The following is an 11,098-nucleotide window of genomic DNA, read 5'->3' as shown; positions in this document are numbered from 1 at the left end:
AACGGCCGGAGTCGCGCGGGTCACGAGGGAGCGCCGGATGGGCCGCGGTGAGCGAGGGGTGATGCGGCCCGATCATGAACTGACCGCGCGTGTAAGGCCCGACGGCTATCTGGAGCTGGTCTCCCGGCGGACCGGCGAGCGGCACAGCTGCGGCCCGCGCGGTACCACGATGTGGCTGGCGCTCCAGTGGAGCGACTGGCGGCCGGAATTGGCCGCCGATGTAATCGCCGAGAAATTAGGTGTCGATCCGGACAGTATCCGCTGCGATATCGACGCCTGGTTGGCGCATTTTCGCGAAGCCGCTGATTGACGAGGCCGCGGAGCGCGAACAACCCTGCGGTCGTCGCGCCCCGCGGCACGTCGCCGCCCGAACCTCGCACCGGCACGCAACCGGTTTCGCTGGGGCTTTCCGCCGTCGGGTCAGCCGGCCGGCAGACCCGCCGCCCACGCCTCCACGGCCGCCGCCACGGCCGCCGCGTGCTCCTCAAGGATCGTGAAGTGCGTGCCGGGCACGTCGACCGCTTCATGCGCGGCCGGCCACTCCGCCCGCCAGTCCTCGGTACCGGCGCCGGTCGCGAAGGAGTCCTCGGGCCGCACGAACAGCACGGGTGCGGAGAGCGCGCCCGGCGGGCAGTGCTGGATCAGATCGCTGTAGCGGCTCATGGCGGCGAGGCGGGCGGTCGGGAAGCCGCCGAGGGACGACTCCCGGGCCAGCATCCCGTCGAACAGTTGCCGCCACAGCTCGTCCTTGCCCTCGTCGCCCGGCAGATAGGTGTCCAGCAGAACCACACCCGCGGCAGGCCGTCCGGCCTTCTCCATGACCTCGGCCGCCGCATGGGCGAACTGGCCGCCGGAGGAGTAGCCGAGCAGCAGATACGGTCCCGGCCGCCCGTCGTCCGGGCAGGCCCGGCGGATGCCCTCGACGATCACCTCCACCACCGCGTCCACGGTGTACGGCAGCGGCTCACCGGGGCCGAACCCGGGCACCTGGGGCACCAGGACGTCCCGGCGGCCCTGGAAGTGCCGGGCGAAGCGGGCGAATTGATGGGCGCCGCCGAGCGCCATCGGTGAGGGGAGGCAGATCAGGCGGGGGGTGGCGGGGCCGGTGGCTAGGCGGGTCGGGTCGGTGACACCGCGGACTTCGGCGTGCTGGGTGCGCTTGGCGTGCTCGGTGAGTTCGGTGTGCTCGGTGTGCTCGGTGAGTTCGGTGTGCTCGGTGAGTTCAGTGAGCGACGAGAAGCCGGGGAGGATGTCGGCGACGGTCCGTAGCAGGGCGATGGCCTGGGGCATCCGCCCGTCGGCCGCCGCGCGCCGCACCAGGCCGCCGATCGAGTCGAGATCCCCGGCGGGGTCGGCCGCGTCCCGGCGGCCGTCGGCCAGGTGACCGCGCAGGCCGGCGGCGAGGGCGGCCGGGGTGCGATGGTCGAAGACGGCACCCGGCGGCAGGGTGCTGTCCAGGGCGTTGCCGAGGGCGGCGCGGAGTTCGGCCGCGGAGACGGAGTCGATGCCGATCTCCAGGAACACGGCGTCGGGCTCGACGGCCGCCACGTCCGGGTGGCCGAGGATCGCGGCGGTCCGCGCCCGGATCAGCTCGGTCAGCAGTGCCTCCTGCTCGGCGGGCGCGGCAGCGGCCAGTTGGCGCCGCAGGGAGGCGGGCGCGGGGAGGGTGCTCTCCGGAAGGGGGCCCGCGATGGCGGGGCCCGTGGTGAGGGCGGCGTCCGCGTTCAGCCAGTACCGGGCGGGCCGGAACGCGTAGGGGGGCAGGTCGGCGCGGGCCGTGCCGGGGAAGAGTGCCGACCACTCGGGGGCGAGGCCGTCGGTGTACAGCCGGGCCAGGCCGGACATCAGGGTCGCGGGCTCGCCGCCGTGGCGGTGGCCGAGCGCGACGAGGACGCCGTCGCCGTCCGGCACACAGTCGCGGGCGAGCCCGGTCAGCACCGCGTCGGGGCCGAGTTCCACGAAGCGGCCCGCGCCCAGCTCGCCGAGGGCGGTGACGGCGTCGGCGAACCGGACGGTCCCGCGCACCTGCCGCACCCAGTAGCCCGGGTCGCACAGCTCCGTACCGTCGGCGAGGCGGCCGGTGAGGGTGGACACCAGCGGGATGCCCGGCCGGTGGAAGGTCAGTCGCTCCGCGACGGCCCGGAACGCGTCGAGCATGCCGTCCAGCAGAGGTGAGTGGAAGGCGTGCGAGACGGTGAGCCGCCTGGTCCTCGCGAACCGGTCGGCGACGGCGAGCACGGCCGGCTCCTCCCCCGAGAGGACCACGGAGGCCGGGCCGTTGACCGCGGCGAGCGCGACCCGCTCGTCCAGCAGGGGCCGTACCTCGTCCTCGCCCGCCTGTACGGCGACCATCGCGCCGCCCTCCGGCAGCTCCTGCATCAGCCGGGCACGGGCGGCGACCAGGGCGCAGGCGTCGTCCAGGTCGAGCACGCCCGCCACATGGGCGGCGGCGAGTTCGCCGATGGAGTGCCCGGCGAGCAGGTCGGGGCGGACACCGAAGGACTCCAGCAGCCGGAACAGGGCCACCTCGAAGGCGAACAGCGCCGGTTGCGCGTGCCCCGTGCGGTGGACGGCGTCGGAGTCGTCGCCCGCGAGCAGCCCGGCCAGGTCCAGGCCGAGCCGGGCGTCGATCGCGTCGAAGGCGTCGGCGAACACCGGGTAGTGGGCGCGCAGTTCAAGGCCCATGCCGAGCCGCTGGGCGCCCTGGCCGGTGAAGAGGAAGGCCGTACGGGTCCCGGTGCGCCGTCGGCCGGTCGTGGCCGTCGGGGCGGGGGTGCCGGTGGCGAGGGCGTGCAGGGCGGTGAGGAGCTGGTCGCGGTCGGTGCCGGTGACGGCCGCGCGGTGGTCGAAGGCGGTTCGCCGTCCCAGGGCGCGGGCGACGGCGGCGGGGTGCAGGGCGGGCCGGTCCTGGAGGTACGCGTGCAGCCGCTCCGCCTGCGCCGGGAGTGCCTGCGCGGAACGGGCCGACAGTGGCCAGATGGTGGCCGGGGCGTCGGTGTCGGCGGGGGGTTCGGGCGAGGCGGGGGGCTCCTCGATGATCGTATGGGCGTTGGTGCCGCTGATGCCGAAGGAGGAGATACCCGCCCGGCGGGGGCGGTCCGTCACCGGCCAGGGCTGTTCCTCGGTCAGCAGACGCACACCGCCCGCCGCCCAATCGACCTTCGTCGACGGCTCATCGACATGCAGAGTGCGGGGCAGAACCCCGTTGCGCAACGCCATCACCATCTTGATCACCCCCGCCACCCCGGCAGCGGCCTGCGTGTGACCCAGGTTCGACTTCACCGAACCGAGCCACAACGGCTCCGCACGCTCCTGCCCGTACGTCGCCAGCAACGCCTGCGCCTCGATCGGATCACCCAACGTCGTCCCCGTACCGTGCGCCTCCACCACATCCACCTCCCCCACCGACAACCCCGCCGCCACCAGCGCCTGACGGATCACCCGCTGCTGCGCAGGACCATTCGGCGCCGTCAGACCGTTCGACGCACCGTCCTGATTCACCGCACTCCCCCGCACCACCGCCCACACCCGATGACCCCGCGCCCGCGCATCCGACAACCGCTCCAGGACCAGGACGCCCAGGCCCTCGGAGAAGCCGGTGCCGGACGCGTCGTCGGCGAAGGAGCGGCAGCGCCCGTCCGGGGAGAGAGCGCCTTGCCTGCTGAACTCGACATAGGTGCCCGGAGAGGCCATCACGGTCACTCCCCCGGCGAGCGCCAGGGTGCACTCGCCCTGGCGCAGCGCCTGCGCGGCCAGATGCAGGGTCACCAGGGAGGAGGAGCAGGCGGTGTCGACGGAGAGGGTGGGGCCCTCCAGGCCGAGGGTGTAGGCGACGCGGCCGGAGACGATGCTGCCTGATCCGAAGCTGCCGAAGTAGTCGTGGTACATGACGCCCGCGTAGACGCCGGTACGGCTGCCGCGCAGGGAGACGGGGTCGATACCGGCGTGTTCCAGCGCCTCCCAGGAGCCCTCCAGCAGCAGCCGCTGCTGGGGGTCCATCACCAGGGCGTCGTGCGGGCCGATGCCGAAGAACGCGGCGTCGAAATCGCCCGCGTCGTGCAGGAATCCGCCCTCGCGGGTGACGGAGCGGCCGGGTGTGCCGGGTGCCGGGTCGTACAGGTCAGGGTCCCAGCCTCGGTCGTCGGGGAAGCCGGTGATGCCCTCGGCGCCGTCCGCGACCAGGCGCCACAGGTCCTCGGGGGAACGGACGCCGCCCGGATAGCGGCAGGCCATGCCGACGATCGCGATGGGTTCGCGGGCCGCCGCGGTCAGGGCGCGGTTGCGTTCCCGCAGCCGCTCGATCTCCTTGAGCGAGGCGCGCAACGCCTCGACCATCCTGGTGTCCGGGCTCTCGGACTCGGCCATGGTCCTCTTCCTTGTCGCGGGCTTCGTCACGGGCTGCGGGCGCGGGCTGCGGGTAGGCGGGCTGCGGCGCGGGATTCGTCACGGGCTTCGTCACGGGGCGTCGGGCGTGAGGGTGTCGTCGTCGCCGACGAGACCGTCGAGCGCCATGCTGATCAGGCTCTCGGCGTCCATCGCGTCGATCGACGCGCGGTCGTTGTCCGGCTCGGGTGCGGTGCGCAGTCCGGCCAGTTCGAGCAGGCTGTCCAGCAGTCCGGCCTCGCGCAGCCGTCCCACCGGGATCGCGGCGAGCGCGGCCCGCACGGTGTCCTCCTCGGCGCGCGGGCCGGGACCGGCGGGCGGGGCGAGTTCGCCGATGAGGTGGTCGGTGAGCACGGCCGGGGTCGGGTGGTCGAAGACGAGGGTGGCGGTCAGCCGCAGTCCGGTGGCCTCGTTGAGCCGGTTGCGGAACTCGACGGCGGTCAGGGAGTCGAAGCCGAGGTCCTTGAAGGGCAGATCGGCGTCGAAGCCGTCGAGGCCGAGCACCGCCCGTGCCTCGTCGTGGACCAGCCGCAGCAGCCGTTCGCGCTGCTCCTCGCCGGTCAGGGCGGCCAGTTCGCGGCGCAGGGCCGAGGACGCGGTCGACGCGGCGGGCGCGGAGTGGCGGGGGGCGCGTACCAGGGAGCGCAGCAGGGGTGCGACGCGGGCGCTGTCGCGCGGGGCGAGGTCCAGGCGGGCCGGGAGCAGGACGGCTTCGGCTCGGCCCACCGCGGTGTCGAGGAGGGCGAGCCCGGCCTCGGTGTCGAGGGCGAGGATCCCGCCCGAGGCGATCCGGCGGGTGTCGGTGTCGCCGAGCCGGTCGGCCATACCGCCGCTGCCCGCCCAGGCGCCCCAGGCGAGCGAGACCGCGGGCAGGCCGTGCGCGCGGCGGTGGGCGGCGAGGGCGTCCAGGAAGGTGTTCGCGGCGGCGTAGCCGGACTGGCCGGGGGCACCGAGCAGTCCGGCGGCGGAGGAGAACAGGACGAACGCCGTCAGGGGCCGGTCGCGGGTCAGTTCGTGCAGCTGCCAGGCGGCGTCCAGCTTGGGCCGCAGCACCGCGTCGAGCCGTTCGGGGGTGAGGGAGGTCAGTACGGCGTCGGCGAGGACGCCCGCGGTGTGCACGACGGCGGAGACCGGGTGGGCGTCCAGGACGTGGGCGAGCGCGGCGTGGTCGGCGGCGTCGCAGGCGACGACGCTCACCCGGGCGCCGAGCGCGGTGAGTTCCTCGGTGAGTTGGGCCGCGCCGGGTGCGTCGGGGCCGCTGCGGCTGAGCAGCACCAGCCGTTCGGCGCCGTGCGCGGTCACGAGGTGGCGGGCGACCGTCCGGCCGAGGGCTCCGGTGCCGCCGGTGATGAGGACACCGCCGGACCAGTCGACGGGGGTGAGGGTGGGTGCCGCCCGGCGCGGGGCGCGTACCAGTCGGGGGACGCTCATCGTGCCGTCGCGCAGGGCCAGTTGGGGTTCGCCGGAGGCGATGGCCGAGGGGAGTGATGCCCAGGAGGTGGCGTCGAGGTCGGCGAGGACGAGGCGGCCGGGGTGTTCGTTCTGGGCGGAGCGGATCAGGCCCCATGCGGCGGCGGCGCCGGGGGCGGAGAGGTCGGTGGGGTCGCCAGGGCTGGTGAGGTCGACGGGGCCGGTCGCGTCGTGGGTGGTCACCACCAGGGTGGTGGCGGCGAACCGCTCGTCCGTGAGGAAGTACTGGACCTGTTCGAGAAGGTTGCGCAGGTTCGCGCGGGTCGTCTCGGGGTCCTGTCCGCCGGAGTGAGGGAGGACAAGGGTGTCGGGCACCGGGGCGCCGGTCCGCTCCAGGTCGGCGGCGACGGTGACGTCAGCGACCTGACCGGCGAGGGCGGCGGCCGGTTCAGCGGCGTCGGGGCCGAGGACGGTCCACCGGCCGGTGCGAGGGGCGGCGGACAGCGCGACGGGTGCCCACTCGACGGCGAACAGATCGTCGTGCCCGCCCGCGGCAGCCGCCGCGATCCGCTCCGGGTCCACCTCCCGCAGCGACAGCGCGGCGACCCGTGCGACCGGCCGGCCCGCCGCGTCGGCGGCCTCGACGCGCACCGCGCCGCTCCCGGCCGGGGCGATCCGCACCCGCAGGGCGGTCGCGCCCCGCGTGAACAGCTCCACGCCGGTCCAGGCGAAGGGCAGCGTCATGCGTTCCTCGGTGCCCGCGCGCAGCCCGATGGTGTGCAGGGCGGCGTCGAACAGCGCCGGGTGCAGGGCGAACGCGGTGCCGTCGGCGGGGACCTCGACCTCGGCGTACGCCTCGTCGCCGTGTCGCCAGGCGGCGGTCAGGCCCTGGAAGCGGGGCCCGTACTCGGCGCCGAGGGCGGCGAGCCGCTCGTACACGCCGTCCAGGTCGACCGGTTCGGCGCCGGGCGGTGGCCAGACGGCGAGGTCGGGGCCGGGTCGGGAGGCGTCGGCCTCGGTGGGCCGCAGCAGTGCGGTGGCGTGCGGGGTCCAGGGGTCGCCGTCGGCCGTGGCGGCGTACACCCGGAAGGTGCGGGCGCCGCTCGCGTCGGCGTCCCCTACCGTGCACTGGAGGCGGACGGATCCGTCCTCGGGCAGTACCAGCGGTTCGGTGACGGTCAGTTCCGCGACCGTGCCGCAGCCGGTCCGGGCCCCGGCGGTCAGCGCCATCTCGGCGAAGGCCGTACCGGGCAGCAGCGGCACTCCCCCGACCCGGTGGTCGGCGAGCCACGGGTGCTCGGCGAGGGACAGCCGGCCGGTGTACAGGACGCCGTCGGTGCCGGCGAGTTCGACGGCGGTACCGAGCAGCGGGTGATCGCCCGCCGGGCGCGGCAGGCCCAGGTCGCCGGTCATCCAGTGCCGGGTGCGCTGGAAGGCGTAGGTGGGCAGGTCCCAGCCGTCGCGGTGCGGGAGCAGTCCGGTCCAGTCGACGTCCGTGCCGTGCACATGCAGCGTGGCGAGCCCGGTGACCAGGGCCTCGGTCTCCGCACGGTCCTTGCGCAGCAGCGGTACGACGGTAGCGGCCCCGTCGGGCAGGCATTCACGCGCCGCCGACGTCAGGGCGCCGCCGGGGCCGACCTCGGCGAAGTGGCGAGCGCCCGCCCGGTGCAGGGCGGTGACGGCGTCGGCGAAGCGGACGGCCTCACGGGCGTGCCGCACCCAGTAGGCGGCGGTGGACAGTTCGCCGGGGGCGGCGGGGGCGCCGGTGAGGGTGGACACCAGCGGGATGCCCAGGGTGCCGTACGACAGGGACGCGGCGATCTCGCCGAACTCCGCCAGCATCGGTTCCATCAGCGCGGAGTGGAAGGCGTGGCTGACGGCCAGTTCCCTGGTGCGGGCGAAGCGGGCGGCGAGGGCGCGGGCGGGCCCTGCGGGACCGGAGACGACGACGGAGGCGGGCCCGTTGACTGCGGCGATGCCGACGCCGTCGCGGTCGCTGCCGCTTTCGGTCAGCAGCGCCGTGATCTCGGCCTCGGTGGCCTGTACGGCGATCATGGCGCCGCCGTCCGGCAGTGCCTGCATCAGGCGTCCGCGGGCGGCGACGAGGGTGCAGGCGTCCTGGAGGCCGAGGACGCCCGCCACATGGGCGGCGGCGAACTCGCCGACGGAGTGCCCGGCGAGCAGGTCGGGCCGGACCCCGAAGGACTCCAGCAGCCGGTACAGGGCCACTTCGACGGCGAACAGGGCGGGCTGGGTGTACTCGGTGCGCTCCAGCAGTCCGGCGGAGTCCAGCACCTCGGCGAGGGGGCGATCGAGCAGCGGGTCGAGATGGGCCCGGACCTCGTCGAAGGCGTCGGCGAAGGCGGGGAAGGCCGCCGCGAGCCGGGTGCCCATGCCGGGCAGTTGGGAGCCCTGGCCGCTGAAGAGCAGGGCGAGCCGGCCGTCGGTGGCGGTGCCGAGAACCCCGGAGCGCGGGGTATGGCCCAGCGCCACGGCTCGGAGGCCCTCGGTGAGTTCCTCACGGTCACGGCCGAGGACTGCGGCACGGTGGGCGAGACGGGTGCGGGTGTGGGCCAGTGCGCCGGCTATTCGGTCTGTTCGGTGCGGGTCGGGGGACGGGGGGATGCCCGGGGTGACGCCCGCGTCGGCGTCCGACGCCCCGGACAGATGGTCGAGGAGCTTGGCCGCCTGGGCGCGCAAGGCGCCCGGGGTGTGGCCGGACAACAGCCACGGCACCGTGTCCGTCGCAGGCGCGCCGGTCAGCGGACCGGCGGGCGAATCGGCGGGCCTGCCGGAGGCTGCCACCTCGGAAGCCATGCCAACGGGCCGATCGGAGGGCTGGTCAGCGGGCCGCAGGACCTCCGCGTCGGCGGGCGGCGCCTCGACGATCACATGGGCGTTGGTGCCCGAGATACCGAAGGAGGAGACGCCCGCGCGGCGCGGACGGCCGGGATCCGGCCAGGGGCGGGACTCGGTGAGCAGCCGGACGTGCGCGCCCTCCCACTCCACGTGCCGGGTGGGCGCGTCGACGCCGAGGGTCGCCGGGAGCGTCTCGTGGCGCAGCGCCTCGACCATCTTGATGACGCCCGCGACCCCCGCGGCGGCCTGGGTGTGGCCCAGGTTGGACTTGACCGAGCCGAGCCACAGGGGCCGGTCCTCGGTGTGTTCGGCGCCGTACGTGGCGATCAGCGCCTGTGCCTCGATGGGGTCGCCGAGGGTGGTGCCGGTGCCGTGCGCCTCCACCACGTCGACGTCGGCGGCGGGAATCCCGGCCGCTTCCAGGGCGCGCCGGATGACCCGCTGCTGGGCGGGGCCGCTGGGGGCGCTGATGCCGTTGGAGGCGCCGTCCTGGCCCACGGCGGTGCCGCGCAGCACGGCGAGGACGCGGCGGCCGTTGCGGCGGGCGTCGGAGAGCCGCTCCAGCAGCAGGACACCGGCGCCCTCGCCGAAGCCGGTGCCGTCGGCGGCGTCCGCGAAGGGCTTGCAGCGGCCGTCCCGGGACAGCCCTCGGTGCCTGCTGAACTCCACGAAGGTGCCCGGCGTCGCCATGACGCTCACGCCCCCCGCGAGTGCCAGGGAGCAGTCCCCGTCGCGCAGCGCCTGCGCGGCCAGGTGCAGGGCCACCAGCGAGGAGGAGCAGGCCGTGTCGACGGACAGGGTCGGGCCCTCCAGGCCGAGGGTGTAGGCGACCCGGCCGGACACCACACTGCCGGAGCCGAAGCTGCCGAAGTAGTCGTGGTACATGACGCCCGCGAACACCCCGGTGTCGGAGCCGCGCAGGGTGGCCGGGTCGACGCAGGCCCGCTCCAGCGCCTCCCAGGAGGTCTCCAGCAGCAGCCGCTGCTGGGGGTCGGTGATCTGGGCCTCCTCGTCGTCCATGGCGAAGAACGCCGGGTCGAAGTCGGCGGCGTCGTACAGGAAGGCGCCGTGGCGGGTGTAGCTGGTGCCGGGCCGGTCGAGGGTGGGGTCGTACAGGTTCTCCACGTCCCAGCCCCGGTCGGCGGGGAACTCGCCGACGGCGTCGCGGCCTTCGGCCACCATCCGCCACAGGTCCTCGGGCGAGCCGATGCCGCCGGGGAAGCGGCAGGCCATGCCGATGACGGCGATGGGTTCACCGGCGGCGGCGTCCCGCACGGCCGGGCGGGCGGCCGGAGATGCGACGGGTGCGGCGGACGCGGGGAGGGTGCCGGTGAGTTCGGCGAGCAGATGGCGGGCGAGTTCGGCCGGCGTCGGGTGGTCGAACACCAGCCCTGCGGGCAGTCGCAGGCCGGTGGCGGCGGTGAGCCGGTTGCGCAGTTCGACGGCCGCGAGGGAGTCGAAGCCGAGTTCGCGGAAGGCGAGGGTGCGGCCGACGTCCTGGGCGGAGCGGTAGCCGAGGATGGTCGCCACCTGACCGCGCACGAGTTCGGTGAGGAACGGTTCGCGTTCCGCCGCCAGGAGGGCGGCGAGCCGCTCCCGCAGGGCGTCGGCACCGGCGGCCGGGGCCTGTCCGGTGGCCGCGCCCGCCCGTCGTACGGGCACCAGCGCGCGGAACAGCGGGGCGAGGGTGTCGCCCTGGGCGCGCAGGGCGGCCAGGTCCAGCTTGACCGGCAGCACGGCCGGGTGGTCGGCGCGCAGGGCGGCGTCGAACAGGGCGACGCCCTCCTCGGTCTCCAGGGCGGCGACGCCACCGCGGGCGATCCGGGTCAGGTCGTTCGCGTCGAGGTCGCCGGTCATCCCGCCGGCCCGCGCCCACAGGCCCCAGGCCAGCGAGTGCGCGGGAAGGCCGAGGGTACGGCGGTGGACGGCGAGCGCGTCGAGGTAGGCGTTGGCGGCGGCGTAGTTGGCCTGGCCCGGGGAGCCGAGAGTGGCGGCGGAGGACGAGAACAGCACGAACGCCGACAGGTCCCGGTCCGCGGTGAGTTCGTGCAGATGCCAGGCGGCGTCGACCTTCGGGCGGAACACCGCGTCGATCCGCTCGGGGGTGAGGGAGGTGAGCACCCCGTCGGCGAGCACCCCGGCCGCGTGGATCACGGCGGTCAGCGGCCGGTCCTCGGGTACGGCGTCCAGGACGGCGGCGAGCGCGGCGCGGTCGGCGACATCGCAGGCGGCGCTCGTCACCTGGGCGCCCAGTGCGGTGAGTTCGGCGGCCAGGGCGTCGGTGGCGCCGCTGCGGCTGAGCAGCAGCAGGTGCCGGACGCCGTGCTCGGCGACGAGATGCCGGGCGAGGATCTGACCGAGGGCACCGGTGGCACCGGTGAGCAGGACGGTGCGGCACCAGGACCAGCAGCAGCGCGTCCTGCTGCGCGAGCAGTCTGCTGAGCAG

Annotated in this window: 3 protein-coding genes; 1 reads left to right on the top strand and 2 read right to left on the bottom strand. The window is 75.0% G+C overall.

Annotation, left to right across the window (positions count from 1 at the left end; genetic code table 11):
* A partial coding sequence (locus tag ACFXAZ_RS16140; protein WP_384590501.1) for a hypothetical protein occupies positions 1 to 310 on the top strand: 310 nt, incomplete at its 5' end.
* A 110-nt stretch (positions 311 to 420) separates the two neighbouring features.
* Here ACFXAZ_RS16140 and ACFXAZ_RS16135 read toward each other — a convergent pair.
* Both ACFXAZ_RS16135 and ACFXAZ_RS16130 read right to left on the bottom strand, forming a co-directional pair.
* Positions 421 to 4,365, bottom strand: coding sequence for a type I polyketide synthase (locus ACFXAZ_RS16135; protein ID WP_384590498.1), 3,945 nt, complete (start codon positions 4,363 to 4,365; stop codon positions 421 to 423).
* Between the two features lie 90 nt (positions 4,366 to 4,455).
* On the bottom strand, positions 4,456 to 11,098 hold a 6,643-nt coding region (locus tag ACFXAZ_RS16130), incomplete at its 5' end, for a type I polyketide synthase (protein ID WP_384590496.1).

Origin of the sequence: Streptomyces sp. NPDC059477 (genome assembly GCF_042749375.1) — a bacterium.
GTDB lineage: Bacteria > Actinomycetota > Actinomycetes > Streptomycetales > Streptomycetaceae > Streptomyces.
Note: the sequence above shows the minus strand (reverse complement) of the source record. Positions and strands in the feature narration are given on the sequence as shown.